We start from the raw sequence: 26,297 nt of genomic DNA, 5'->3' as shown, positions 1-26,297 counted from the left end.
GAGAGGCTGCTAGGCGTAGGAAAGCGCCTTTTCCTCCAGCAACTCTTCATACAGCTGCACCCACTTGCGACCCATCTCCTCGGCGGTGAACAACTGCCGGTAACGGGCTTCGGCCCTGACGCCCATGGCCTGCGCCAGCGTGGGGTTTTCCCATAGGGTACGCATCGCCTCCCGGAACGCTTCGGGATTGCTGGGAGGCACCACCAGGCCGGTTTCATCGTGGATATTGATGTAGCTGGTACCGGTGCCGATTTCGCTGGAGATCATCGGTTTGCCGAACATCGCCCCTTCGAGCAATGAGATACCGAAGGCCTCGGAACGCAGGTGCGACGGAAACACGATGGCGTAGCTCAGTTCCAGCAAGGCGACTTTGTCCTCGTCCCCCAGGCGCCCAAGGAAATGCACATGGCGCAGACCCAATGCCGCTGCCTGGGCATGCAGTTGTTTTTCCAGGGGACCGGCCCCCATGATGACCACGGGATAATCCACGCCTTTGAGGGCGTCGAGCAGAATGTGCAGGCCCTTGTAGTAGCGCATCACTCCGACGAACAGAAAGAAGCGCTCACCGAGCCTGGCCTTCCATCCGGCCATGCGCTCGGCGTCCGGCTGTGGATAACTGCTTTTGTTCAGCCCGTAGGTGATGATCCGCGTTTTATCGGGGTATTGCTTGAGCACGTCGCTGGTGTGCACGTAGTTCGGCGACGCCGCCACGATGCGATCGGCGCCGTCGAGAAAGCGCCGCATCAGGGGCCGATACAGCGTCAGCAGGTGCCGCTGGCGAACGATGTCCGAATGGTAAGTGACTACGTAGGGTTTTTTCACGGCACTGCAAAAATGCACCACATCCATGAACGGCCACGGGAAGTGGTAGTTGATCACGTCTGCTTCAGCGGCGAGCTCGCGGAACTTCTTGAAAACGCTGTAGGAAAAACCGGTGGAGGCGAGCTGGAAGTCCATTCGGGATTGATGAACGACATGCTGTCGAATCTGGAGAGGGGTGGGGGACGGATTCCCGCTCAAAGCAAGCACAGTGTTATCGATACTCATCCGGTCAGTGCTGTCGCACAGCTGGAAAATCACCTGCTCGATGCCGCCCATGGACTCAGGCAGATAGGTTTTGTAAAAGTGCAGGACTCGCATTCAACCTCCCAGAACCTGGCGATACGCTTGGGCAGTGACTTTCCCACAGCGTTCCCAGGAAAAAAGCGCCGCTTGCTGCAATCCTGCTTCCCGGCAGGCTTGCCAATGCGGGTGATCTTCGATCAAGCGGAGCATCGCCTCGCGCAAGCCCTCGGGATCCTGCGGGTCGCAATAATTGCCGGCCGGCCCCGCCACCTCGGGCATGGCCGAGCAACGCGTGGTGATAACCGGCGTGCCGCTGGCCATGGCTTCGAGGACCGGCAGGCCAAAGCCTTCGTAGTGCGAAGGGAAAACCAGTGCCCGTGCCCCCGCCAGTAATTGGGCGACCTGTTCGTCAGGCAGGTAACCCGCCAGACAAACATGCCCTCCAGCCAGGGCGCGTTTCAACTCATCATTGAGCTGTGCCTGTTGCCATCCGCTCATTCCTACAATGAATAAAGGAAAGGTCTGACGCACTGATTCTGGGAGTCCGGCATGGGCGCGCAGGGCCAGTGACAGGTTCTTGCGCGGTTCCAGGGTACCCACACAGAGGAAATAACGACCCGCCTCCAGGCCATGGGCCTTGAGTACCCCGTCGATGGCCTCGGGTTCGCGTGGATGGAAACGTGCGGCCACGCCCAATGGAGCGACGCACAGGCGCTCGGCTGGGAGGCCGAAATACTGTTGGGCTTCATCGGCGATGAACTGAGAAACAGTCATGATCAGCTGCGCCTGTTCCACCGCCCGGGCCAGCCGTCGCTCGATTTCTTTCAGGCGTGCCGGCGGTTGCGTCTCGGGATACCGCACATGGGTGAGGTCATGCAGGGTCATCACCGTCGGGCCGTCAAAAGCCAGCGGCCACAGGCTGGGTTCGTGATACAGGTCGATGGCTTTTGAAGGGCCTTGATCGAAGCGCTTCTGTTCCAGCCAGCGGCGAGCCTGATAGGCCCCCGGAACTCGCCGCAGCAAGGGGCTGAACCTTGAATAGCCAGGCGCGGGTGCTTGTGGCAGCTGCGAGTTCCAGCCCCAGCCGTGAAACAGCGATAACTGCACATCCGGTTCGCGGGCCAGGGCGGTGGCCAATTCCGACACGTATTGGCCAATGCCGGTGCGTGGCGCCTGGAGGATGCGCGCGTTGAGGGCTATCCGCATGCTGTTTCCCTGTCGACAATCACCGCTTCGACGCGTCGCTCGATTCGCTCGACCAATTGCGCACTGGCTTGGCGCCAGCTCAGCCATTGCCATTGATCCAGGTTGCGACTGGCCGGGAAGACCCCGGTGCGTTCCATCTCGGTGACCAGGTTCGCCAGGCTTTGAGGATCCTCGAGGTCGAAGTAGGCCATGAACTCACCGCCGATTTCCCGAAACACTTCAATGTCGCTGCCCATTGCCGGCAAGCCGCGCTGCATGGCTTCCACCAGCGGCAGGCCGAAGCCTTCCACATAAGACGGGAAGACCAGCGCGGTGGAGTGCCGATAGGCGTGTTCCAGGCTGTGGTCCGAGAGGCGATTGAACATGAACAGACGGCTGTTGAGTTGTGGATGACGCTCGATACGTTCGATCAACGCCTCACATTTCCAGCCGATCTTCCCGACGATGCATAGGCGCGCCTGTGAACCGGCGGTCCAGGCCCGCTCGAACGCATCGAGCAGATAAGCATGGTTCTTGCGCGGCTCGATGGTGCTGACCATCAGGAATACCGGCTCGGGGCGCTTGAACAGTCGCAGCAATTGCGTATCGACGGCGTGGGCGGGATTAATCTGGTCCAGCTCGCTGCCCAGATGAAAATAGTCGAACCAGCGTTCCTGCACCTGCTCCTCGCCAATGCGTCGGACCATTTCCTGGCGAAGCTGGTCGCGGATGGTGGCGGAGATGGCGATGTAGCCGTCGGCGGTACGGGCAATCCAGTCGAACCAATGGTTGAACACCTTGACCAGACCCGCGTCGCAAAATTGCGGATGGGACAGGGGAATCAGGTCGTAGACCACCGAGATGATCCCGACGCCATCACGCTTGAGCTGTTCGGCCAGGGGGAAGATATCCGAATGCCAGGATGAATCGAGCAAGACCAGTTGATCGCCTGCCCGATGTTTCAGCGGTACGCAACGTTTCGGTAGTTCTTTGCCCTTGAGCGCGCGGTCGAGCAAGCGTATCGGAATGCTCAAGCAGCCCAGGGCGAACAGGCGGCAGCCGACATACAGGATTCGGCGGGCCCACGATGATCGGCCGAAGGGCCACTGCCGTGCCAGTGTCCGGTGCCAGAACCAGAACAGGTTGGCCATCTGTTCCCAGCGGATCCGCAGGCTGACCAGGTCCAGTTTATCGGTCGACAGCGGTGCCAGGCTCTTGGCCTCGTATAACTTTCCTTCCAGCATGACCACGGGGATGCATTCTTGCTCACCGTCCTTGGCGGGCAATTCGCGAATCACATTGCGCACGACGCGCTGGATGCCGGAATTGATTTCCGGATGTTCAAATACGTAAGTGCACTCCACCAGTAGACGGGTCATGGCAGCTCCTTTTGCGGCAACGCTTGGACGGCAGTCTGGCTCGAGCGCTGGATACTGGTCCGCGCCTGGAGCCAGGAACAGCCGACGAAGTCTTCCTGGCGATTGTTGATGACGTGAAACACCAGCCCGTAGTCGCGCCATTCGAAGTTGCGGTCCAGGTGCGAATCCAGCCGTGACAGGCTCAGGGCTACGGAGTAGTTGCCCTTGCCCAGGCGCATGTCGAAGCTGAAGCGGAAGGTGATCTGTTCGCCGGCCTTGAGGTCGGTCACGGCTTTGTCCTGGCGATGAGTATTGATGCCGTACATGGGCTGGCCGAGGCGATCCTTGATCAGGAAACCCAGCACCAGACGCTCGATGTCCTGGCGGATTTCCACGCGTACCTGCAACACCATCGGCTGGCCGATCTCGGCCACTTCCACCGGCTGGTCCTGGCTGTTGAGCAATTGCACATCGAGGATGCCGGCCTCACCGGTGCCGGAAATGGTGCGTACCTGGCCGTTGGCGAGCATCTCCTGGCGCACCACCTGTCCCTCGCGCTGGGCCAGCATGGCGTTGTAGTAATCCATCACTTCTTCCGGCTTGCCGCGCATGGCCATGCGCCCGTGTTCGAGCAGGATGGCGGTGTCGCAGATCGACTGGATCGCCGAACGGTCGTGGGACACGATCAGCAACGTGGTGCCGGCCTTGCGAAAGCTGCGGATGCGCTCGAAGCTCTTGTGCTGGAAGTAGGCATCACCCACCGACAGCGCCTCGTCGACGATCAGAATATCTGGACGCCGGGCGGTGGCGACGCTGAACGCCAGGCGCATCTGCATGCCGCTGGAGTAGGTGCGCACCGGTTGGTCGATGGCGTCGCCGATTTCGGCAAACCCCTCAATCTCTGGCATCAGGGCTTCGATTTCCTCCACCTGCATGCCCAGTAGTTGACCGGCCATGAAGGCGTTCTGCCGGCCAGTGAAATCGGGATGAAAGCCCATCCCCAGTTCCAGCAACGCGGCGACGCGCCCCTGCAATTGGATGTGGCCGCAGGTCGGTTGGGTGGTGCCGGTGATCATCTTGAGCAGGGTGCTCTTGCCGGCGCCATTGACCCCAACGATGCCCACCGCTTCGCCGGGCTGGATCTCGAAATCCACGCCTTGCAGGATCCAGTGCAACTGATGGCGCGGCCGGGAAAAGGGAATCAACCATTCGAACAGCCGGCTCCAGCGGTTCGGATACTGCTTATAGGCCTTGCCCAGGCCAGTGACGCGCAAATGTCCCATCAGAGTTCATCCACCATTTCACCGCCGCGCCGGCGAAACATGCGCAAGCCCAAGGTGCATAACAGCAGGCCGACCACCAGCAACGGTACCAACGAACTCCAGACCGGCCACTGGTTGTACAGAAACAGGTTCTGGTAGCTCTGCATCAGCGCGGTCATGGGATTGAAGGCGAGCAGTTGCTGGATCGACGGCGGCAGGATTGTCATTGGATAGACGATCGGCGTGAGCCAGAACCAGAACTGCAGGCAGATACCGAACAGTTGCCCGACATCGCGGAAAAACACGTTGAGAATCCCCAGCAACATGCCCAGCCCGGCGGCGAACAGCACTTGCAAGACCAGCAACGGCACCAACGCCAGCAAGGCCATGCCCGGCCAGCGCCCGGTGATGAGGAGGAAACCGAGGAACAGCCCGAGGATGATCGCGAAGTTGATGCCGGCATTGAACAAGACAATGACCGGCAGGCAGATCCGCGGGAAGCTGATCTTCTTCAGCAAGTTGGCGTTTTCCAGGAACATGCCCTGGCTGCGGGTGGTGATCTCCGCGAACAGGCCCCAAGTCAGCAGCCCGGCGCAGAGGTAGACGCTGTAGGCCATGCCGTCTTCGACCCCGGGCAGGCGGGCACGCATGATGTGGGAAAAAATCACCGTGTAGACCAGGATCATCGACAGCGGATTGAGCACCGTCCACAACGCGCCGAACAGCGAGTTGCGATACCGCGCCTGGAACTCGCGCTTGACGCTACCCAGGACGAAGCCGCGATAGCTCCACAGTGTGCGTTGCAAGGTCAGCAACATCAGACGGCCCTGCCATAATGGTCTTCGAAACGAACGATGTCGTCTTCGCCCAGGTATTCGCCGCTCTGCACCTCGATGATCACCAGGTCGATGACACCGGGGTTTTCCAGGCGATGCTTGTGGCCGGCGGGAATGAAGGTCGACTCGTTCTTGGCCACCAGGTGCGAACCCGAACCGTTGTTGGTGACCTTGGCCATGCCCTCCACCACCACCCAGTGTTCGTTGCGGTGATGGTGCATTTGCAGGGACAGCGACGCGCCGGGCTTGACCACGATGCGCTTGATCTTGAAGCGCGGGCCTTCCTCGAGCACGGTGTAGCTGCCCCACGGGCGGCTGACCGTGCGGTGCAGGCGATAGGCTTCGTGTTCCTTGTCCTTGAGTTGCCGGGCGACGCGGCGCACATCCTGGGCGCGGTCGGCATGGGCCACCAGTACGGCGTCGGCGGTGTCGATGATGATCAGGTTTTCCACACCCAGCGCGGCCACCAATCGTCCGTCGCTCTGGACGAAGTTGTTCTGGCTGTCGATGAACAAGGTCTCGCCCGTGGCGCGGTTGTTCTGAGCATCGGCGGGCACCAGGCCGGCGACGGCGCTCCAGGAGCCGATATCGCTCCAGTCGAATGCGGCTGGAATCACCACCACGTTGGCGGAGCGTTCCATGAGGGCGTAATCGATGGAAATGTCCGGCATTTCGGCGAAGTGCGTTGCCGACAATTCCTGTTGCACGCACCCTGAGGTTTCCACCGCCGTGCTGGCCGCGACGCAGGCACGAGCCTGTTCGAGCAAGTCGGGCGCATGGGCTTGCAGCTCCGCCAGCAATGTCTTGACCGAAAAGCAGAACATGCCCGAATTCCACAGGAAGCGGCCGCTTTCCAGATACTGGGTTGCGGTCGGCAGGTCGGGTTTTTCGACGAAGCGCACGACCTTGGCCGCGCCCTTGGTGTCCAGGGGCTTGCCCCGTTCGATGTAGCCGAAGCCGGTTTCCGGTGTCGTGGGCAACACACCGAAAGTCACCAGGTGACCGCTTTTTGCCAACTCCACCGCGTGCCCCACGGAGGCCTTGAAAGCCGCCTCGTCCTGGATCAGGTGGTCGGCGGGCATGACCACCAGGATGGCGTCGTCACCGTGCAGGGCCTGCACCGCCAAGGTAGCGGCGGCGATGGCCGGCGCGGTGTTGCGCCCCGTCGGTTCCAGCACGAAGTGCCCGCGATAACGCTCCAGATGAGCGCTTTGATAGTGGTCGCGGCTCTGGAAGTAGTACTCGCGATTGGTGACAGTGACGATGTCGCCCCGGCCGTCGAACAACCCGGCGGCGCGTCGATAGGTCTTGCCCAGCAGTGACTGGCCGTCGGGCAGGATCATGAATGGCTTGGGATGGCCCTCGCGGGACACCGGCCACAATCTCGTCCCGGCGCCGCCGGAGAGAATTACGGGAATGAGCATGGCCTACTCCTTGGCGACGCGTTTCATGTCCGCATCCATCATCATGCGGATCAAGGTGTCGAGGTCAGTCCTGGGCTTCCAGCCCAATACCCGTTGGGCCTTGGCCGGGTTGCCGAGCAGCACCTCGACTTCGGCCGGGCGGAAAAACGCCGGGTCGATCTTCACGAAGTCACGGTAGTCCAGGCCCACGTGCTCGAAGGCGATCTTGCACATGTCCCTGACGGTCGTGGTAACGCCCGTGGCGACGACGAAATCGTCGGGCTTGTCCTGTTGCAACATCAGCCACATGGCCTCGACATAGTCGCCGGCAAAGCCCCAGTCGCGCTTGGCGTCGATATTGCCCAGGCGCAATTCCCGCTGCTTGCCCTGCTTGATACGCGCGGCGGCGTCGGTGACCTTGCGGGTGACGAATTCGATGCCGCGCAAGGGCGACTCGTGATTGAACAGGATGCCGCTGCTGGCATGCAGGCCGAAGCTTTCACGGTAGTTGACGGTGATCCAATGGCCGTACAGTTTCGCCACGCCATACGGGCTGCGCGGGTAGAACGGCGTGTGTTCGTCCTGTTGCTCGGCCTGGATCAAGCCGAACATTTCGCTGGTGGACGCCTGGTAGAAGCGGGTATGCGGGCTGAACTGGCGAATGGCTTCGAGCAGGTGGGTGACCCCCAGCCCGTCGACGATGCCGGTGGTTACCGGCTGGTCCCAGGATGCGGCAACGAAACTTTGCGCGGCGAGGTTATACAGCTCGTCCGGCGCCGACTTGATCACGGCTCGCTGCACCGAACAGGCGTCGGCCATGTCACCGTCCAGGTAAACGATGTCGTGCTCGATCCCCATCTCGCGCAACCGCCAGCGTGAATCGCTGCTTCGTCGCGCCACCAGCCCATGGACTTTGTAACCCTTGTCGAGCAGCAGCTTGGCCAGATACGCGCCATCCTGGCCGGTGATCCCTGTGATGAGTGCACTTTTCATTCTTCTTGTACCCGTATCTCCCAGTCGGACAGGATCGCCCGCAAGGATTGTTGTGTTGTTGTTTCAGGCGTCCATCCCGTTGCCTGTCGTAGCTTGGCGGGGCTACCACAGACGCGACGCTGTTCTGCACGGCGAAGACGCGCCGGGTCCTGGATCAGTTGCACATCGACCTGGGCGATGTCGCCCAGTTGTTCGATCAGGCTGCGAATGCTCTGCTCGCGACCCGAGCAGATGTTGTAGACCTGCCCCGCCATACCCTTTTCCAGCAGCGCCAGGTAGGCCGAGATCACGTCGCTGACATCGAGAAAATCGCGGGTCACGTCGATATCGCCCACTTGCAGACGCGCCGGTTGCAGTCCTTGCTTGATACGGCTGATCTGCCGGGCGGCGCTGGCAATGACGAAGCTGTCTTTCTGGCCGGGACCGATGTGATTGAACGGGCGGGCCACCAGCACCGGCCAGCCTTCGCTCATGCCCCATTGCAGGCTCAGCAGCTCGGCCGAGAGTTTGCTCACGGCATAAGGATTGCGTGGGGCCGGGGCGTGCAGTTCGGTGATCGGCAGTTGGTTGTCAGCGACTTGGCCGTAGACATCGCCGGTGCTGACATACAGGAATGTCCCGGTGAACCCCCGGGCCTTGAGGGCCTGAAGCAGATTCAGGGTGCCGAGCAGATTGATTTGCAAGGTGCGCGCCGGATCGCGAAAGGCTTCGGGGACAAACGTCTGGCCGGCAAGGTGGATGACGGCGTCGGGAATCTCGGGCCAGAGGCCTTCCAGGGTCTTTGCCTCTGTCAGGTCATAGCGGGCGGCGACAGGCATCAACTGCCACGTCGAATCATGACCATTGAGTCGAGATTTGAGGTGGCGTCCAACGAAACCGCTGAGGCCCGTAACGAACAGACGTTTTTTCAAGCACTAGCCCCCGTACGGTTGCCTCGTCTATCGCAAACTGAGTGGGAAATTTCCGTAAGTTCGGGGAAAAGTCACTCAACAATCAGCGTAGAGAAGCGTTTGTTGTAGTTGTTTGGTTGCCAATTTGTGCCAATTTCAACGCAATTTCAACAGCGCAGACCGTGACCGGTCAGTTCTCATATTTATAGCCGGTTTATTCTCATCGAGCGGTTCACGAACGCTTGGTGGATGTGTTTAGAATGCCCTCGTCACTACGCCGGCCCGATTCTGATTCTCGGATCGAAGCGCACGGCCAGGGCTACTAAAAACAAGAACGAGACGGGTCAGAAGACGATCGAATGGATGCGGCCCCAGGCCGGTTCGATTCGAGACTCGACCGTCATGAAGTGGAGTGGCCGGGATGGCGGCTCCATGATGGGATGCCATGAATTTCATTCTTTACTCGGACGTAAACGATCACTCCATCAGCCAGAGCCTTGGCCGCCCTGAATATAGCTATTATTTCGTGCTCAAGGCTTACCGGCCCGTGCTTGAAAGCCTGGGCCCGGTGCATGTGGTGTCGTCGGTCGCGGAAGTCGATCCGCTTTACCAGAAATTGCGGCAGGCCGGCCAGGACTGCTTGTTCCTTTCGTTTTCCCCACCCCACAAGACGCCTGTCGATCTGCTCTGCCCAATGGTCTGCGTGGTGGCCTGGGAGTTCGATTCGATCCCGGCCGAGCACTGGGACGATGACCTGCGCCACGACTGGAGCCGCACCCTGGCCCGTCATGGCCGGGTGATTACCTTGTCCAGCCACACGGCCGAAGCGATCCGCCGTACCTTGGGCGAGGAATTCCCGGTACTGGTCTTGCCGACGCCGCTATGGGAGCGTTTCGCGACGGTTCGTGAGCAATTTCCGAGCAGGCCGGTCAACCCGGGGATAGTCCTGCAGATCAAGGGCTGCATTATCGATAGCCGCCCCCTCGGGCTCTCTGCCGATGGCTTGATCGCACCAATGCTGGAAGACACACCGGTGCCAGAACCGGAGCCGGAACCAGAACCAGAACCAGAACCGATCATCGAGCCGCCACCCTTGACCTGGCGGCGCCGCGCGTTCATTTCCCGTCATTATTTGCGTGAGGTCATTCGTGCCTTCACCGGCAAGGCCGAGCAGGGTCCGTTGTGGTTGTTCAAGCACAATCTGCTGTGCTGGTACCGCGAAGCGGTCCGCGACTTGGTGCCGGTGCCTGCACGTGTGCTGGTCAGCCGGATCCTGAGGGGGCGCTCGGCGCCGTCACTGCCGATTGTCGAGCCATTGCCGGCGCCAGATCCAGAGCCAGCTCCCGTTGATCATCCCCAAGCCGTGCTGCCGGACACCAGTCAGGTGGTGGAAATCGAAGTCAACGGGGTGGTGTATGTCAGCGTGTTCAACCCCGATGACGGGCGCAAGAACTGGCATCACCTGATCACCGCGTTCTGTTGGGCCCTGCGGGATGTCGAGGACGCCACGCTGGTGCTGAAAATGACCCAGAACGACCTGTCGACCTATTACGTCGAACTGCTGACGCTGCTGTCCCAGTTGTCGCCGTTCAGTTGTCGAGTGGTGGTAATGCACGGTTATCTGGAGGACGAGCAATTCGCCCGGCTGTATGGTGCGGCGAGTTTTTACGTCAATGCGTCCCGCTGCGAAGGCCTGTGCCTGCCGCTGATGGAGTTCATGTCTAGCGGGCGACCGGTCATTGCGCCGGACCATACGGCGATGCGCGACTACATCGACGCCGAGGTGGCCTTTATCGTCAAGTCCAGCCGCGAACCGACCATCTGGCCGGAAGATTCGCGCATTTTGTACCGCACCCTGCGCCATCGGCCCGACTGGGGTTCATTGAAGCTTGCCTACCAGCAGAGTTATGCCCTGGCCAAACTCCAGCCGCAGGCCTACCAGGCCATGGCCGTGGCCGCCAACGAGCGCATGCGCCGTTATTGCGGTTTTGCTCCGGTGCAGCAGCGCCTGGTTGATTTTCTCGCGGTGCCAGAAGGCGATGAGTTGTCGCTGGTGGTCGAGGCGGGGTCCGCATCATGCTGATCATCATTCATTCGGAAACCAACCAGAGCAACATCCTCGAAAACCTTGGCAAGCCCGAGTACAGCTACTACTTCGTGCTCAAGGAGTTCCGTCCGGTACTCGAACGGCTGGGGCGAGTCGTGGAAGTGACCCGGCCGGACGAAGAGGTCGACCTGCTGCATGCCGATTGCCTGCGGCGTGGCGAAGACTGCGTGTTCCTGTCGTTCTCACCACCTCATCGCACCGCAGTGCACTATGCCTGCCCGACCATCCCCGTGTTTGCCTGGGAATTCAGCACCATCCCGACCGAAAGCTGGCAGGGCGAACCCCGCCATGACTGGCGAGTGGTGCTTGGCACAACCGGCATGGCAATCACACATTCCAGTTTCACCGTCGATACCGTCCGGGAAGCGATGGGCGCGGATTTCCCCATTGTCGCCATCGCGGCGCCGGTTTGGGACCGGTTTGCCGCCCGGGGCGCGCTGCTGGCCCAGCGGCCGACGGTCGATCACATGCGCCTGCAATTGCGTGGCCTGCTGATCGACAGCCGCACCACTGACTTGCGGCCCTACGGCCCGCCGGCGCATCAGGCTGGTACTCCGCTGGTGCTCGATGGCCCGGCGCAGGATTGTGAGTTGCTGCTGGACGGCGTGATCTACACCTCGGTGTTCAACCCCTACGACGGGCGCAAGAACTGGAAGGACATGATCAGCGCGTTTTGCACGACGTTCCGCGACGTTCCTGACGCGACCCTGGTGCTCAAGCTGACCCACCACGACGTCAGCGCTGCGCTGACCGACATGTTGCATCACGTCTACAAGAACCAGTCCTACCGTTGCCGCATTGTGCTGATCCACGGCTACCTGGCGGACGCGGACTACGAGCGACTGGTGGAAGCCACCCGCTACGTGGTCAATTGTTCCTACGGAGAAGGGCAGTGCTTGCCGCTGATGGAGTTCATGTCCTGCGGCCGTCCGGCCATCGCACCCTTGAACACGGCGATGGCCGACTACATCGATCACGACAATGCCTTCGTGGTGGATTCGACTGAAGAACTGACCGCCTGGCCCCACGACCCACGAGCGGCCTATCGGACCCTGCGCTACGTCACCGACTGGGACTCGCTGTGCTCGGCCTACCGCGCGAGCTACGACGTGGCCATCAATGATCCCGAGCGCTATCGCCGGATGTCGGCCCATGCCGTGACCAGCCTGGAAAAATTCTGCAGCCAGGCCAACGCCGAGCAAGGCTTGCGGGCATTTATTGAACAGGCCTGCGAGCGTCGCCGGAACGCCCCGCAGCCATGATCCGGCGATTACTGTCCTGGCTCAGGCCGCCGGTCGAACCGTCGCCGCCGTCGACGGCGCCATCCGCGGCGGCTGTTTCGCCCCGCGACGCCGGCCTGTACGACGCGATGCTCGATGGCTGGTTCCGCAATGAAACCGGCGAGTTGCTCAAGGGCTTTGCCATCACGGCGGGTGACACCTTGCTCGACGTCGGCTGCGGCGAGGGCGTGGCGACGCTGTTCGCGGTGCGCCAAGGCGCTTCAGTGATCTTTACCGACAGCGAACAGGACAAGGTCCGAGAGTTGGCTCGCCAAGTCGAAGCCCAGGGCGCCGCGCCTTTCCTGGGGCTGGTCAGCAACAGCTTGCCGCTGCCCCTGGCTGATGGCTGCGCGAACAAAATCGTCTGCATGGAGGTGCTCGAACACGTCGATGATCCCGAACCGTTCATGGCGGAGTTGGTGCGCATGGGCCGGCCGGGGGCACAGTACCTTCTCAGCGTGCCAGCGCCGGTAGGAGAAGATCTACAGCGAGGCATCGCACCGGCGAGTTACTTCCAGTCGCCCAACCATGTTCAGGTTTTCAGCGCCGAACGATTTGCCGCCCTGGTGGAGGATGCCGGGCTGGTCATCGAGCATCGCCAGGCCAGTGGATTTTTCTGGGTCATGGGCATGATTTTCTTCTGGGCCAGCGAACAGGCGGCGGGGCGCAATCCCGAGGGCGCCGTGCGCGACCGCATCCACGCTCCTTATCCACCCCTGATGGAGAGCTGGGCGGGCGTCTGGCAAGACTTGTTGACGCAACCCGGCGGGTTGGCGGTCAAGCAGGTACTGGACCGGTTCATGCCCAAGAGCCAGGTGATCATCGCGCGCAAGCCCGACCCTTTGTCCGGGAGAACTTCATGAGCAGCAAGCGGATCATGGACATCGAGTTGCTGCGCGCCGTCGCGGTGATAGGGGTGCTGTTCCACCACCTGCAAGGCATGCCGTTTCCTGGTGGATGGCCGCGACTGACGGCCCTGTCCGGCAGTTTTCAGTTGTGGTGGGGCGTGGACCTGTTTTTCGCCATATCGGGGTTCGTCATCGGGCGCAGCTTGATTGCGCAGCTGCGCCGTTGTGATACGCGACGGCAGTTCTGGGCCACGACACGGGATTTCTGGATTCGCCGCGCCTTCCGCCTGTTGCCCTCGGCCTGGCTCTGGCTGCTGCTGGTGCTGTTCGCCGTGTTTTTCCTCAACCGTTCCGGCGCGTTCGGCAGCGTCGAGGCCAACCTGCAGGCGACCGTGGCCGGCTTGCTGCAATTTGCCAACCTGCGTTTTGCCGACGCGTTCATGCGTTATGAATACGGAGCGAGCTTCGTGTACTGGACGCTGTCGCTGGAAGAGCAGTTCTACCTGATCCTGCCGCTGCTGGTGTTTGTCTCGCGCCGGTACCTGATCTGGGTACTGCTGGCGGTGGTACTGGTGCAGTTTTTCACCTGGCGGGCGCTGTGGCTGTCGGTCATCCGCACCGACGCCCTGGCCCTCGGGGTGTTGCTGTCGATCTGGAGCTTGCGCTCCAGCTATTGGCGGTTCGAGCCCACATGGTTGCGCTGGCCTGGACTGGGCGTGCTGCTGATCGGGCTCCTCGGTGGGTTGATGGCCTGGATCGCCACCGAGCATTTCAATCTGTCGTTCTATCGCCTCGGCGTCATTGCAGTGTCCAGTGCCGTACTGGTGTGGGTGGCCTCCTATGACCGCGATTACCTGATGCCCCGTGGCCGGTTGAAAACAGCGCTGGTCTGGGTCGGCAGTCGTTCCTACGCGATCTACCTGATCCACATCCCGGTGTTTTTCCTGTTGCGCGAGCTGTGGTTTCGTTTCTCGCCCTTGGGCTCGCCGGACCCGGCGAGCCACCCTTGGCTGGCCCTGGCCTGCGCCTTGCTGTTGATCGGGCTGCTGAGCGAACTCAATTACCGTTGGGTGGAAATGCCCATGCGTAACCGAGGCGCCCGCCTCGTTGCACGCCTGTCCGCCGCTCGAACCGTCCTTCCCGTCTCTGGAGCCCCTTCATGCTGAGCCTTTTTAAGAAACTCGCCACGGGCGCGCCCGCACCCGCAACGCCTGCGGTCGAAAAAGTCGATCCGTACATGCTCGGGCTGCACGATGCGATGCTCAGTGGCTGGTTCAACCAGCAGACCGGCGAATTGTTCAGCGGTTTCCCGGTGACCGCCCAGGACACGCTATTGGATGTGGGCTGTGGCGACGGCGGTAATGTGCATTTCTGCGGCATGCGCGGGGCAAAGATCATCATTGCCGACATCGACGCGGCCAAGGTCGAAGCCACCCGCCAGCGCCTGGGCGATACACCCGCGCGCGACATCGAGTGCCACGTGACGGACTGCAATCCGTTGCCCATCGCCGACGCCACGGCCACCCGCGTGGTCTCCACCGAGGTCATCGAGCACGTCGACGATCCGGCGCAATTTCTTGCTGAACTGGTGCGGGTCGGCCAACCCGGCGCGTTGTACCTGCTGAGCGTGCCGCACCCAAGCTCCGAGGACTTGCAAAAGGACATCGCCGCGCCGGAGTATTTCCAGAAGCCCAACCACATTCGCATCATCAGCGAAGAGCAGTTCAAGGCGATGGTCAGCGAGGCCGGGCTGGAGGTGTTGAGCCATAGCCAATACGGCTTTTACTGGTCGATGTGGATGCTCTTGTTCTGGGAGGCCAAGGTCGACTTCAGCAACGCCGATCATCCATTGCTCAACCACTGGGCCGACACATGGCAGGCCGTGTTGAATTCGCCCCGCGGTGCGCAGATCAAGCAGGCGCTCGATGGGGTGGTGGCCAAGAGTCAGGTCATTATTGCGCGTAAGCCTGGCGGGGTTTGATAGCCGCTGTTTTCGCGGTGCCCGGGTGACGGTAATCTGCTCGGCTTTTGCGGTGAGGCTTCATGACTGTACTTCCCCGGCTTTCGCTGGCCCTCGCCGCCTTGCTCTTGAGCGGCTGCGAAAAGCCACCTACTGCGGCGCTCGATCAACAACTCTATATCTGGCAGCGCCAGTGGACACCGGCTCACGAGCAGGCGCTGCGCCAGAGTCGGGGCGATTTCTCGAGCCTGCGGGTGCTGGCGTTGCAAGCTTTTCCCGGGGCGGGTTGGAGTCGTGCGCGGATCGATCCGGCCTTGCTCAAGGCTGACGGCCGCCCGCTGATCGCTGTGATTCGCCTGGACGGCCAGCTCAAGTCCTTGGACCAGAACGATGTGATCGGGCAGATTCAGCAGGTATTGGCTGATTGGAGCGCCCAGGGCCTGGCGCCGGTGGGCGTGGAGATCGACCACGACGCGGGCAACGCACGTTTGCCCGCCTATGAATCATTCCTGGGTCGACTGCGGCAAGTCTTGCCGGCCACACTGAAACTCAGCATCACGGCGCTGCCGGCCTGGCTCGACAGCCCGGCGTTGCCTGGGTTGCTGGCAATGGTGGACAGCAGTGTGTTGCAGGTCCACGCGGTGAGCGATCCGCGGCAAGGGCTGTTCGATCCGGAACAGGCCCGGCGCTGGGCCGAACGTTGGAGCGGCGTCACCACGCGGCCGTTTTATCTGGCCCTGCCGGCCTATGGCGTGGCGTTGCTGACCCAGGAAAGCGGCGTGCCGGTGGTGGAAAGTGAAGTGCCGATCGACCGGGGCGGCGAGCGTCGAGAACTGCTGGCCGATCCGCAACAGGTGGCCGGGCTTGCGGCTCAGTTGCGTGCCGAACCGCCCAGGCACCTGGCCGGGCTGATCTGGTTTCGCCTGCCGTTGGCGGGCGACCGGCGCGCCTGGAGCCTGACCACCCTCGGCGCCGTGGCGCGGGGGGACAGCCTGGACAGTCACCTCGGCCTGGATCTGCACGAGCAGGGCGGTTTGTACGATATTCGCCTGGCTAACCGCGGCAATCTCGACAGCCCCTGGCCCCAGCGCCTGACGCTGAAGGTCGGCGGGTGTGACGGCGTCGATGCCTTGGCGGGTTACACGTTGCAACAAACTCCCGGACTGCTTACCTTCACCCGCATTCAGGAAGGCCGCCTGGCCGCTGGCACCCACCGGGCAATCGGCTGGGCGCGCTGTACGAGAATCGACCAAGGAGGTTTCAATGTTTACCCGTAAGTGGCCTCGCCGCCTGCTTTGTTTGAGCCTTAGCCTGCCGCTGGGCCAGGCGCTGGCCTGCGGGCCGGACTTTCCGATGCGCCTGCTGGATAACCGCGCCCAATCATTGGCCGAGTTACCCGAAGGCAACTTTCGCTTCGAAATCAGCCGCCTGGGCCAGGCTATCGCCGGGCTCAAGCCGGTTACCGAGGCGACCCGGAACCCGGACTACAACTACGACGACCTGTCCTCCTATGTCGAGCAACGCAACAAGGCCGAGCAGCTCGGCCTGACCCCGCCGCAGCTCGCGGTAGTGGAACGCTTGCGAGCGCTGGGCGATATCGCGCAGGTGACGGCCGAAGCGGCCAACCTGCCCGCCGAGTTGCGGCTGTATGCCATCGGCGCGGCCGCTTTCAACGCCGGTGAGCATCAGCTCGCCGTGGAATCGTTCCAACAGTTGCTGGCGCTGCCGGCCGACCAGCGCCGGTTGCGCAGCACCTGGGCCGCCTACTCCCTGGGACGGGCCTTGTTTGCGGTGAGCACCGAGGCGGGCAGCGGCGACCCTGTGGTCTTGCAGAACCAGGCGCGCGAAGCGTTCCGCCAAGCCCGCGAAATGAGCATCGCCGGCTTCAGCGACCCGTTGGAGCTGGGCGTCGCCAGCCTTGGCGAAGAAGCCCGGGTGGCCTATACCGCTGACGATTGGAACAGTGCCATCGGCCTGTATGCGAGCCAGTCCTTGCAAGGTTCCCCGGTCGGCTACAGCTCGTTGTTGCAATTGGCGGGCGACCTGAGCGTCCAGCCGGAGGAACGCCTCAATGAATTGCTCAAGGCCAAAGCGGTGCAAGGCTTGGCGGCGGCGTATCTGCTCAGCCGCGTCGGTTGGTGGGACGGCGAAGAACCTTCGGGCGAAAAGAAACTCGTCCAATTGCTGCAAGCCAACGCCCGGGACAACCTGGAAGATGCCGACCGCCTGGCGGCGGTGAGTTACCAGCACGGCGATTTCGACGGCGCCAAGGCTTTTGTGCAGAAAGCCGCCGACACGGGTCTGGCCTGGTGGGTGCGCGCCAAACTGGCGTTGCGTGACGGTGACAAGGGCGCTGCGGCCGCCGCTTATGCCAAGGCCGCCCAGGCCTTCCCGAACGATGAGTCCTGGGGCAATCGACGTACACCGGACTGGAACTACGAGACGGTACAACCCAAATGCCGGGTCGAAGGTGAAAGCGCGATCCTGGCATTACAACGGGGTGATTACTTGCAGGCCTTTGATCAGCTCTATCGCGGCCAGGGCAACTATTGGTATGACGCCGCGGCAGTCGCCGAGCGGGTGCTGACGGTCGATGAGCTGAAACAGTACGTCGATGCCAACGTTCCGGCGCCGCCCGAGCTGACTCAACAGGATCGCGATAACTACGTATCACTGTCGGTCGCCGCGAACCTGCGCAACCTGTTGGGCCGCCGCTTGCTGAGGGAAGGGCGTTATGACGAGGCACCGGCCTATTTCGATAATGCCGATTTGCAGGGCAAGGCTTCGGCCTACGGGCAGTCGCGTCAGGACGCGGAGTCCAAATGGTGGCCGACCCGGCGGGCCGAGGCGTATTTCAATGCGTCCGTGTTGGCGCGTAAATCTGGTATGGAGTTGCTCGGCTATGAGATGGCGCCGGACTACGCCAGTTTGGGCGGCAGCTACAGCTTGGAGCCCGTTGAGCTTGAAGTCGGCCCGCTGGTGGCGGAAGGGGAGGTGCAGCGCCAGCAGGCCAGCGCCGCGCAACCGGACGTGCGTTACCACTATCGGTTCGTCGCCACGGCGTTGGCGAGCCAGGCGGCGGATTATCTCCCCCACACCAGCCAGGCATTTGCGGCGGTGTTGTGCAACGCGGTCGGGTATAACTCCAGCCTGGAAGAGCAAAGCGCGTTGTATCAGCGGTACGTGAAGGACGGTCCTTATGTGGATTGGGCGGGGGATTTCGGCCATCAATGCCAGGAGCCGGACTTTCGCAATGCGGACAAACGCTATGTGACCCAGGCCCTGGACCCGATTCGCTCGGCATTGCGACCTTACAAGGCTTGGTTGCAACTGGGCGGTGTGGTGCTGTTGGTGGCAGTGGCGCTGGGATTGGTCAGTCGGCGTCGGCGCAAGGTCCGGATTTCGGCCAGCTAAATGGTCAACCGGCCGATCTCGGAGGTGGCGAGGGAGCAAGCTCCCTCATCTCACTTTGCGTTGCCCCTACATCTGCGTCGCCATTCCCTCCACAGCCATGGCCGCCTGGCGCAGGGCCTCCGAACGCGTCGGGTGTGGATGACAGGTCAGGGCGATGTCTTCAGCTGAGGCGCCGAACTCCATCGCCACGCAATATTCACCGATCATTTCACTGACGCTCGGGCCTACCAGGTGCACCCCGAGGATTTCATCGGTACGTTCATCAGCCAGGACTTTGGCGAAGCCGTCGGTTTCATGGTTGATCTTCGCCCGGCTGTTGGCTGTGAACGGAAATTTGCCGACCTTGTAGGCGCGGCCTTCGGCCTTGAGCTGTTCCTCGGTCTTACCGACGCTGGCCAGTTCCGGACGGGTGTAGATGACGCTGGGTATCAGCGCATAGTTGACCTGCGCAGCCTTGCCGGCGATCCGTTCGATACAGACCATGGCTTCATCTTCAGCCTTGTGCGCGAGCATCGGCCCGGACGTCACGTCGCCGATTACCCAGACCCCCGGCGCTTCGGTGCGATGCTGCGTGTTGGCGAGCATGCCACGCTTGTCAGGGCTCAGCCCGACGTTCTCCAACCCCAGGCCTTGAGTGTAAGGACGACGGCCAATGGCGACGAGCACGTAATCGGCATCCAGGGTCTGTGCTTCGCCGCCCGCCGCCGGTTCGACCTGTAGCTGCACGCCAGTGGCTGAGGACACGGCGCCGGTGACCTTGGAGTCGAGCTTGAACTGAATGCCTTGTTTAGCCAGGGCTCGTTGCAGGGTCTTGCCGGCCTCGCCGTCCACCCCGGGACAAATGCGATCCAGATATTCCACCACGGTCACCTGCGCTCCCAAGCGCCGCCAGACAGAACCCAATTCGAGGCCGATGACACCCGCGCCAATCACCACCAGGTGCCGGGGCACTTCGCTCAGGGACAATGCGCCAGTGGAGTCGAGGATGCGCTGGTTATCGATTGTCACGCCTGGCAATGGCATGGGTTGCGAGCCGGTGGCGATGACGATGTCCTTGGCGCTGAGTTCGGTCCTGAGCCCGTCATCGCTGGTTACGGTGACCTTGCCCGGCCCGTCGATGTGGCCCCAACCCTTGATCCACTCGACTTTGTTCTTGCGAAACAGAAACTCGATGCCTTTGGTCAGGCCCGCCACGCTTTCGTCTTTCTGCTTCATCATCTGTGCGAGGTTGAGAGTAGGGCTGACGTCGATACCCAGGTTGGCGAATTCCGCGCCGCTGGCCGCCTCGTAAAGTTCCGAGGCGTGGAGCAACGCCTTGGAAGGCATGCAGCCAACGTTCAGGCAGGTGCCGCCCAGAGTGGCGCGACCTTCGACGCAGGCGGCCTTCAACCCCAGCTGTCCAGCGCGGATCGCCGCGTTATACCCACCGGGTCCGCCACCCAGAATGACTACGTCGTAGTGACTCATCGCTGTTCTCCCGCTTGGCCTGATAAAAAATTATGTACGTAATATGAGCGTTTCCCGGGTTTTGGGTCAAGGCTTAAGTCAAGGGGTAGGGACGGGGTTTGTCATGAAGAATTCAAAACGGAAATTTCACAGTAATCGTTATAAGGTAACGCCATATAACGGAGCGGCGGTGGCGTCTGTCCACGGCCCCGGGTTCTGATCGCCTCAAAGCGCTGGAGTGGTATGCAAGTCGATCTTGATGTCGAGGGGGCACGAGTGGCCGAATGGCCGCGCTTCCAGCGAGCGTCGTTTCAGGGGCAACGCCTGAAGCGAATCGCCTTCGCGCTGGGTAGCGTGGCCGCACTGGCGCTGATCGCTGGTTTTTTCATCGGGCTGTTTTCGCCACAATCGGTGTGGCCGGCCTTGTTGGTCAGCCAGAGCGCCGGCTTATTGGTATTGGTGGCGGGCTTGCAGTCGGCCTGGTGGATCACTCAGTGGCGGAGCAGGGCGCTGCTGCCAGCGGTGGATGATCAGGTTCCGGAACCTGGGATTGTGGATAACCTCGGCTGGTATGAACGTTTGCTTGAGCGAGTCGGCGCGCGTTGGGTTGAGCTGTTCAAGCAAATCGGTGCGCCCACCCTGTGGCTGGCCGGTTGGGCGGTGCTCGTGCTTGTTAGCCTGCAGCAAGCCTGGAACCTGCAGTTGCCTGCGGCTACCCTCGGCGCATCGGCCAGTGTGGGTGCGGTGTTGTCGTTATTGTTGGCCTTCGGGCTGTTGGTGTTCGAGCGACAACTGGCCCAGCAGCCCGCCGTGGAGTGGCCCGAAGCGTCACCTTTGGCGCAACTGACCCGGGTGGCAATCATCGTGCTGGTGCTCGGTGCCTTGTGCTTGCTGTTCGCCGCGCCCGCGTCTGTTTGGCCGGTGCGCTTGGCCGTGCTGATGGGCGTTCTGCCGGGCCTGGTGGCGGCTGAGTTATTGCTGCGGGCGGTACTGTCGTTGTTCATCCCGCGACGCGATGCCCTGGAGCCGACGCTGCTGGGCCGTAGTGTCATCGCCGATCTCTTGCGCTGGCCACCGCAACCGTTGCTGGCCTTGCAACATGAACTGCACAACCGTTTCGGCATCGACTTGCGCCAGATCTGGGCTTTCAGCTACATGCGCCGCGCCTTCTTGCCGGTGTTGGCCCTGGTGGCGCTGGTGGGCTGGTTATTGACGGGTGTGCACGAGGTGCCGTTGCAAGGGCGCGGCATCTATGAACGTTTCGGAAAACCGGTGGAGGTCTTCGGCCCGGGCCTGCATGTCGCCTTGCCTTGGCCTTTGGGCAGGGTGCTCAACGTCGAGTACGGGATCGTGCACGAATTGGCCTCCAATGTTGGCGACAGTGGCGCACCCTCCGATATCAGTCCGGCGGAGGGACCGGCCCCGGCGATAGCCAATCGTCTCTGGGATGCTAGCCATGTGAATGACAAATCCCAGGTTATCGCCAGCCAACGTGCCGACCAACAGAGCTTCCAGATCGTCAACATGGACGTGCGCTTCGTCTATCGCATCGGTCTGAGCGATTCGGCGGCGCTGGCGGCGACCTACAACAGCGCCGATGTGCCGACGTTGATCCGCAGCACTGCCAGTCGGGTCCTGGTCCATGAGTTCGCTTCCCGTACGCTGGACGGTTTGCTGGGCGCGGACCGTGTCAGCCTGGCCGAGGAGATCGGTCGCGCCGTACAGGCTGACTTGCAAACACTGGACAGCGGTGTGGAGATCCTCGCGACGGTCGTCGAAGCGATTCACCCACCGGCCGGTGCGGCCAATGCGTACCACGGCGTGCAAGCGGCGCAGATCGGCGTCCAGGCATCGATCGCCCGGGAACGCGGTGCGGCGGCGGAACAGACCAACCAGGCGCAATTGCAGGCCAGCATTGTCCATGACCAGGCCCAAGCCATCGCCCGGGAAATTGACGCGACCGCCCGGGCCGCCGATTTGCGATTCAGCGCGGATCGCCAAGCCTATGCCAAGGCCGGCCATGCCTTTGTGGTGGAGCAATACCTTAGCCAACTGAGCCAAGGCCTTGTCGATGCCAAACTGCTGATCCTCGATCATCGCCTGGGCGGCAGCGGTAACGCGCCGACCATTGACCTGCGTACCTTCACGCTGCCGGCAGACCCCGCGTCGCCGCGTAACCCTGTCCAGCCAGGAGCTGCCCATTGAGCCAGTCCTCTTCACACGATCATCATGACCACGCCGGACATGATCACGGTCATGCCGGTCATCACCATGGGCATCATCACCACCATGATGGCGCCGGGCAGGACGCCGGCCCGTTCCCCTGGCGGCGGATGGGTTGGGCGGCATTGCTGGTGGCGTTTGCCGTCGCGGCCGCGAGCCTGGTGCAAGTGCGTTCGGGGGAGGCTACCGTTATCACTCGCTTCGGCAATCCGGCGCGGGTGCTGTTGCAACCTGGCCTGGGTTGGCGTTGGCCGGCGCCGTTCGAGGCGGCGATCCCGGTGGACTTGCGCCTGCGCACCACGTCCAGCGGACTGCAAGACGTCGGTACGCGCGACGGGTTGCGGATCATCGTCCAGGCTTACGTGGCGTGGCAGGTACAGGGCGACCCGGACAACGTGCAACGATTTATGCGTGCGGTGCAGAATCAGCCAGATGAAGCCGCACGGCAGATCCGCACGTTCGTCGGTTCGGCGCTGGAGACCACGGCGGCCAGTTTTGACTTGGCCAACCTGGTCAACACCGACGCAAGCCAGGTGCGTATCGCCGATTTCGAAGCGCAATTGCGCCAGCAAATCGATCAACAGTTACTCACCACTTACGGCGTGCGCGTGTTGCAGGTGGGCATTGAGCGCCTGACCTTGCCTTCGGTGACGCTGACCGCGACGGTGGATCGCATGCGCGCCGAACGCGAAACCATTGCCACCGAACGCACCGCCATCGGTAAGCGCGAAGCGGCTCAGATCCGCTCTGCGGCAGAACGGGATGCGCGAGTATTGCAAGCGGACGCGACGGTGAAGGCCGCTGATATCGAGGCGCAATCCCGAGTGGAGGCGGCCGGGATTTATGGTCGTGCGTATGCGGGCGCGCCCCAGCTCTACAACTTGCTGCGTTCGCTGGACACCTTGGGCACCATCGTGAGCCCGGGCACGAAGCTGATTTTGCGTACCGACGCTGCGCCATTTCGTGTCTTGGTGGACGGTCCTCCTGGCGTGGAACCCAAGGGTGGAACACAACCATGAGTTTGGTTCCACGTGGAACAAACGAGTTATCCAGCCCGTGGATTCAGGCCGGGCGCCTCACGTTTCTAGCGCTTTATGCGGTCACGGTCCTGGCAGCGCTGGCGTGGGTGTTCTCCAATGTGCGGCAGATCGACCCGCAAAACCGCGCGGTGGTACTGCACTTCGGTGCGCTGGATCGAATCCAGAACGCAGGCTTGCTATTGGCTTGGCCGAGTCCTGTGGAACAAATCATTCTGCTGCCGGCGGCGGATCGGGTGCTGGAGCGGCGGGTAGAGAATTTGTTGCGTTCGGATGAAGCCTTGCAGGCCGACCGAGTGGCCAGTTTCGCCACGCCGGTCAGTGATGCACTGGCAGGCTCTGGGTATTTATTGACCGGTGATGCCGGCGTGGTGCAATTGGATGTGCGGGTGTTCTACAAAGTGACCGACCCTTACGCTTTCGTTCTGCAGGGTGAGCATGTGCTGCCCGCATTGGATCGCCTGGCGGCACGTAGCGCCGTGGCCCTGACAGCGGCCCGGGACCTGGACACCATTCTGGTGGCTCGTCCGGAACTGATGGGCAGCGATAGCCAGGCCGCCGAACGCCGCGAGCGATTGCGGGGCGATCTGGTCCAAGGCATCAATCGACGGCTGGGTGATCTTGCGGGAACAGGGCAGGGACTGGGCATCGAAGTGGTGCGGGTCGATGTGCAATCGAGTCTGCCAGGGCCCGCAGTGAGTGCCTTCAATGCGGTGCTGACTGCCAGCCAGCAGGCTGACAAAACCGTGGCCAATGCTCGCACCGAAGCCGAAAAGCTCACCCAGGCCGCGCGCCAGTCGTCTGACCGAGCCCTTCTGGTCGCCCATGCCCAGGCCAGCGAACGGCTCGCCAAAGCGTCGGCCGACACCGCCACGGTGCTGGGCCTGGCGAAGACCCAAGGCAGTGATCCGCAAACGTTATTGCGCCTCTACCGTGAGCGCATGCCCGCAATTCTTCGTCAGGCAGGCGCAGTGACCACGGTCGATCCCAAAGACGATTCTCGCCTGATCATCCAGGGAGCCGAACAATGAGCGCTTCAACTCCTGCCGTACCGATGTTGTCGTCGGCCGAACAACGCGCCGCCGCCCGGCAACTGACGTTGGCGATGCTCGCCCTGGGATTGCTTGCCTTGGGGCTGGTATGGCGCGGCTGGTCGCCGGAGCCATCCGGTGTCAGCCAGTTATTGTTGGGCTTCGCCTCGCTATTGGTGGCGGTGCCGGTGATGCGTTCAGCCTGGTACAGCTTGCGTTTCCCGAGCCTGCACGGCATCACTGACCAATTGATCGCCCTGGCGATGCTTGGCGCCTGGGCCACTGGGGATCTGCTGACGGCGGCATTGTTGCCGATCATCATGATCTTCGGGCACGTGCTGGAGGAGCGCAGTGTCATCGGCTCGCAGGAGGCGATTCATGCCCTCGGCCAATTGACTCGCAGCCAGGGGCGCAAAGTCCAGGCAGACGGCTCGATCATCGAGGTGGACAACGGAACGCTTCAGCCCGGCGATATCGTCGAAGTACGTGCTGGTGATCGCGTGCCGGCCGATGGCCGGGTGCTTTCAGGCCAGGCCAGCCTCGACACCGCACCCATCACCGGCGAGTCGGTGCCACTGGAGGCCGTCGTCGGCACCGAAGTTTTCGGTGGTGCAATCAATCTTGATGGGTTGCTGCGCCTGCAAGTGACGCGCACGGGGGATGAATCAACCCTGGGCAAAGTGATTGCCCTGATGCAGAACGCCGAACGCTCAAAACCGCCCATCACCCGTCTGCTGGAGCGCTACGCCAGCAGCTATCTGGTTCTGGTTTTGTTGTTGGCGGCGGTGACCTGGTTCGTGACCAACGATGCCCAGGCGATGCTGGCGGTGCTGGTTGCTGCGTGTCCTTGTGCGTTGGTGCTGTCGGCACCGGCGACGGCCATCGCCGGGATTGCCGTGGCGGCACGACACGGGATACTCATCCGCAGTTCGGCTTTCCTGGAAGAACTGGCGGACCTCACCTCCCTGGTCGTCGACAAGACTGGCACGCTGACGCATGGAGCCTTGCGCCTGCAAACCATTGAAAGAGCGCAGGCTGATCATTTGCCCGGGTTGCTGCCTCTGGCCGCCAGCCTCGGCTCTGCCAGCAGTCATCCGGTCAGCCGTGCCTTGGCGGGCCTGGTGGCGCAGGAGAATTATCCGTCCCTGACGGATATCCATGAGCGGCAGGGACTGGGCGTGGTGGCGATGACCGGGCAGGGCGAAGCGGCGCTCGGCCGGCCGGAGCTGTTCGCACAGTTAGGCATCAAGACTTCACCGGTGCCCGAGCACGACGGTCCGATTGCCGGTCTGGCCCTGGACGGACAATTCCTCGCCTGGCTGTTGCTGGCGGACAGCGTCAGGCCGGAAGCACAGGTGGCATTGGCGGAACTGCGGGCGTTAGGCCTGGGACGTCAGTTGCTGCTGACGGGTGATCGTCAAAGCGTGGCCAACACCTTGGCGCGGGGAATCGGCATCAGTGACGTACAGGCCCAGGCCTTGCCGGAAGACAAACTCAAGCGGGTCATGACCGAAATCAACCAAGGGTTCCGGCCCATGGTGGTGGGCGATGGCATCAATGATTCCCTGGCGCTCAAGGCCGGCGTGGTTGGCGTCGCGATGGGCGCGGGCGGTGCGGATATAGCCCTCGCGTCGGCGGACATCGTACTGATCGGCAGTGACCTGCGGCGGTTGGGCACTTGTGTACGCCTCAGCCGCCAATGCAGGCGCACGCTGCAGGTCAACGTGATCATCGGCCTGGGTTGGACACTGGCGATCGTTGCCTTCGCAGCGTTCGGCTGGCTCGGCGCGGCGGGTGCCATGATCGCCGCGCTGCTGCACAATTTGAGCACGCTGCTGGTGTTGGGAAACGCGGGGCGCTTGCTGCGATTCCAGGAGCCGCTGACGAAAGTTTCGGACCAGCAATCCGTGTCGTAAATCTGGGCGAACTGTGCGCCGCTCTTGCAGTCTGCTATGTGAG

General features: G+C 62.2%; 20 protein-coding genes. 11 read left to right on the top strand and 9 right to left on the bottom strand.

Going from position 1 to position 26,297, the window contains the following annotated elements; all coding sequences use genetic code 11:
* Positions 1-9: 9 nt before the first annotated feature.
* From AD663_RS27795 to AD663_RS27760, 8 genes are read right to left on the bottom strand one after another with little or no spacing between them, the layout of a single operon-like run.
* On the bottom strand, positions 10-1,140 hold the full coding sequence (locus AD663_RS27795) for a glycosyltransferase family 4 protein (protein WP_053214899.1): 1,131 nt from the start codon (positions 1,138-1,140) through the stop codon (positions 10-12).
* Positions 1,141-2,271: a glycosyltransferase family 1 protein gene (locus tag AD663_RS27790; protein WP_053214898.1), complete on the bottom strand. Its 1,131-nt coding sequence runs from the start codon at positions 2,269-2,271 to the stop codon at positions 1,141-1,143.
* Positions 2,262-3,629, bottom strand: a complete 1,368-nt coding sequence (locus AD663_RS27785) for a glycosyltransferase family 1 protein (protein ID WP_053214897.1) — start codon at positions 3,627-3,629, stop codon at positions 2,262-2,264. The genes AD663_RS27790 and AD663_RS27785 overlap by 10 nt, the downstream gene beginning before the upstream one ends.
* A complete protein-coding gene (locus AD663_RS27780; protein ID WP_003187157.1) occupies positions 3,626-4,891 on the bottom strand; it encodes an ABC transporter ATP-binding protein in 1,266 nt (421 codons plus the stop codon). The genes AD663_RS27785 and AD663_RS27780 overlap by 4 nt, the downstream gene beginning before the upstream one ends.
* Complete coding sequence (locus AD663_RS27775; RefSeq protein ID WP_003187156.1) at positions 4,891-5,688, bottom strand: ABC transporter permease; 798 nt, start codon at positions 5,686-5,688, stop codon at positions 4,891-4,893. The genes AD663_RS27780 and AD663_RS27775 overlap by 1 nt, the downstream gene beginning before the upstream one ends.
* Complete coding sequence (locus AD663_RS27770) at positions 5,688-7,130, bottom strand: mannose-1-phosphate guanylyltransferase/mannose-6-phosphate isomerase (RefSeq protein WP_053214896.1); 1,443 nt, start codon at positions 7,128-7,130, stop codon at positions 5,688-5,690. Before AD663_RS27770 ends, AD663_RS27775 begins: the two co-directional genes overlap by 1 nt.
* Before the next feature lie 3 nt (positions 7,131-7,133).
* On the bottom strand, positions 7,134-8,102 hold the full coding sequence (gmd, locus tag AD663_RS27765) for a GDP-mannose 4,6-dehydratase (protein WP_003187154.1): 969 nt from the start codon (positions 8,100-8,102) through the stop codon (positions 7,134-7,136).
* Positions 8,099-9,013 carry a GDP-mannose 4,6-dehydratase gene (locus tag AD663_RS27760; RefSeq protein ID WP_003187153.1) on the bottom strand — a complete coding sequence of 305 codons (915 nt, stop codon included), beginning with the start codon at positions 9,011-9,013 and terminating at the stop codon, positions 8,099-8,101. The genes gmd and AD663_RS27760 overlap by 4 nt, the downstream gene beginning before the upstream one ends.
* 424 nt (positions 9,014-9,437) lie before the next feature.
* Between AD663_RS27760 and AD663_RS27755 the strand changes: the two genes are divergently transcribed.
* The 7 genes from AD663_RS27755 (at position 9,438) to AD663_RS27725 (ending at position 18,601) form a co-directional block, all read left to right on the top strand.
* Positions 9,438-11,075 carry a glycosyltransferase gene (locus AD663_RS27755; protein ID WP_053214895.1) on the top strand — a complete coding sequence of 546 codons (1,638 nt, stop codon included), beginning with the start codon at positions 9,438-9,440 and terminating at the stop codon, positions 11,073-11,075.
* Positions 11,069-12,361, top strand: coding sequence for a glycosyltransferase (locus tag AD663_RS27750; protein WP_003187151.1), 1,293 nt, complete (start codon positions 11,069-11,071; stop codon positions 12,359-12,361). The genes AD663_RS27755 and AD663_RS27750 overlap by 7 nt, the downstream gene beginning before the upstream one ends.
* Positions 12,358-13,242 carry a bifunctional 2-polyprenyl-6-hydroxyphenol methylase/3-demethylubiquinol 3-O-methyltransferase UbiG gene (locus AD663_RS27745; protein ID WP_053214894.1) on the top strand — a complete coding sequence of 295 codons (885 nt, stop codon included), beginning with the start codon at positions 12,358-12,360 and terminating at the stop codon, positions 13,240-13,242. The genes AD663_RS27750 and AD663_RS27745 overlap by 4 nt, the downstream gene beginning before the upstream one ends.
* A complete protein-coding gene (locus tag AD663_RS27740; protein WP_053214893.1) occupies positions 13,239-14,393 on the top strand; it encodes an acyltransferase in 1,155 nt (384 codons plus the stop codon). The genes AD663_RS27745 and AD663_RS27740 overlap by 4 nt, the downstream gene beginning before the upstream one ends.
* Positions 14,387-15,208, top strand: coding sequence for a class I SAM-dependent methyltransferase (locus tag AD663_RS27735; RefSeq protein WP_003187148.1), 822 nt, complete (start codon positions 14,387-14,389; stop codon positions 15,206-15,208). Before AD663_RS27740 ends, AD663_RS27735 begins: the two co-directional genes overlap by 7 nt.
* 62 nt (positions 15,209-15,270) lie before the next feature.
* Positions 15,271-16,464 (top strand): DUF3142 domain-containing protein, encoded by a 1,194-nt coding sequence (locus tag AD663_RS27730; protein WP_053214892.1) that lies wholly within the window; start codon positions 15,271-15,273, stop codon positions 16,462-16,464.
* Complete coding sequence (locus tag AD663_RS27725; protein WP_053214891.1) at positions 16,451-18,601, top strand: hypothetical protein; 2,151 nt, start codon at positions 16,451-16,453, stop codon at positions 18,599-18,601. The genes AD663_RS27730 and AD663_RS27725 overlap by 14 nt, the downstream gene beginning before the upstream one ends.
* Before the next feature lie 66 nt (positions 18,602-18,667).
* Here the strand turns inward: AD663_RS27725 and lpdA are convergent, their stop codons facing one another.
* A complete protein-coding gene (lpdA, locus tag AD663_RS27720; protein WP_053214890.1) occupies positions 18,668-20,068 on the bottom strand; it encodes a dihydrolipoyl dehydrogenase in 1,401 nt (466 codons plus the stop codon).
* A gap of 222 nt (positions 20,069-20,290) precedes the next feature.
* Between lpdA and AD663_RS27715 the strand changes: the two genes are divergently transcribed.
* The 4 genes from AD663_RS27715 to AD663_RS27700 are packed head-to-tail and all read left to right on the top strand — an operon-like array spanning position 20,291 to position 26,254.
* On the top strand, positions 20,291-22,252 hold the full coding sequence (locus tag AD663_RS27715; protein WP_053214889.1) for a protease modulator HflK: 1,962 nt from the start codon (positions 20,291-20,293) through the stop codon (positions 22,250-22,252).
* The gene (gene hflC, locus AD663_RS27710; protein ID WP_053214888.1) at positions 22,249-23,289 is read left to right on the top strand and encodes a protease modulator HflC; all 1,041 of its coding nucleotides are present in this window, start codon (positions 22,249-22,251) and stop codon (positions 23,287-23,289) included. Before AD663_RS27715 ends, hflC begins: the two co-directional genes overlap by 4 nt.
* A complete protein-coding gene (gene hflK / locus AD663_RS27705; RefSeq protein WP_053214887.1) occupies positions 23,286-24,338 on the top strand; it encodes a protease modulator HflK in 1,053 nt (350 codons plus the stop codon). The genes hflC and hflK overlap by 4 nt, the downstream gene beginning before the upstream one ends.
* Complete coding sequence (locus AD663_RS27700; RefSeq protein WP_053214886.1) at positions 24,335-26,254, top strand: cation-translocating P-type ATPase; 1,920 nt, start codon at positions 24,335-24,337, stop codon at positions 26,252-26,254. The genes hflK and AD663_RS27700 overlap by 4 nt, the downstream gene beginning before the upstream one ends.
* The last annotated feature ends 43 nt before the right edge of the window (positions 26,255-26,297 follow it).

This window comes from Pseudomonas sp. Q12-87 (assembly GCF_001269755.1).
Taxonomy (GTDB): domain Bacteria; phylum Pseudomonadota; class Gammaproteobacteria; order Pseudomonadales; family Pseudomonadaceae; genus Aquipseudomonas; species Aquipseudomonas fluorescens_S.
This window is presented reverse-complemented; position numbering and strand designations above follow the sequence as displayed.

Coding starts and splice junctions, on each gene's coding strand:
- AD663_RS27795 (WP_053214899.1), bottom strand. CDS start 1,140: ATGCGAGTCCTGCACTTTTACAAAACCTATCTGCCTGAGTCCATGGGC.
- AD663_RS27790 (WP_053214898.1), bottom strand. CDS start 2,271: ATGCGGATAGCCCTCAACGCGCGCATCCTCCAGGCGCCACGCACCGGC.
- AD663_RS27785 (WP_053214897.1), bottom strand. CDS start 3,629: ATGACCCGTCTACTGGTGGAGTGCACTTACGTATTTGAACATCCGGAA.
- AD663_RS27780 (WP_003187157.1), bottom strand. CDS start 4,891: ATGGGACATTTGCGCGTCACTGGCCTGGGCAAGGCCTATAAGCAGTAT.
- AD663_RS27775 (WP_003187156.1), bottom strand. CDS start 5,688: ATGTTGCTGACCTTGCAACGCACACTGTGGAGCTATCGCGGCTTCGTC.
- AD663_RS27770 (WP_053214896.1), bottom strand. CDS start 7,130: ATGCTCATTCCCGTAATTCTCTCCGGCGGCGCCGGGACGAGATTGTGG.
- gmd (WP_003187154.1), bottom strand. CDS start 8,102: ATGAAAAGTGCACTCATCACAGGGATCACCGGCCAGGATGGCGCGTAT.
- AD663_RS27755 (WP_053214895.1), top strand. CDS start 9,438: ATGAATTTCATTCTTTACTCGGACGTAAACGATCACTCCATCAGCCAG.
- AD663_RS27750 (WP_003187151.1), top strand. CDS start 11,069: ATGCTGATCATCATTCATTCGGAAACCAACCAGAGCAACATCCTCGAA.
- AD663_RS27745 (WP_053214894.1), top strand. CDS start 12,358: ATGATCCGGCGATTACTGTCCTGGCTCAGGCCGCCGGTCGAACCGTCG.
- AD663_RS27740 (WP_053214893.1), top strand. CDS start 13,239: ATGAGCAGCAAGCGGATCATGGACATCGAGTTGCTGCGCGCCGTCGCG.
- AD663_RS27735 (WP_003187148.1), top strand. CDS start 14,387: ATGCTGAGCCTTTTTAAGAAACTCGCCACGGGCGCGCCCGCACCCGCA.
- AD663_RS27730 (WP_053214892.1), top strand. CDS start 15,271: ATGACTGTACTTCCCCGGCTTTCGCTGGCCCTCGCCGCCTTGCTCTTG.
- AD663_RS27725 (WP_053214891.1), top strand. CDS start 16,451: ATGTTTACCCGTAAGTGGCCTCGCCGCCTGCTTTGTTTGAGCCTTAGC.
- lpdA (WP_053214890.1), bottom strand. CDS start 20,068: ATGAGTCACTACGACGTAGTCATTCTGGGTGGCGGACCCGGTGGGTAT.
- AD663_RS27715 (WP_053214889.1), top strand. CDS start 20,291: ATGCAAGTCGATCTTGATGTCGAGGGGGCACGAGTGGCCGAATGGCCG.
- hflK (WP_053214887.1), top strand. CDS start 23,286: ATGAGTTTGGTTCCACGTGGAACAAACGAGTTATCCAGCCCGTGGATT.
- AD663_RS27700 (WP_053214886.1), top strand. CDS start 24,335: ATGAGCGCTTCAACTCCTGCCGTACCGATGTTGTCGTCGGCCGAACAA.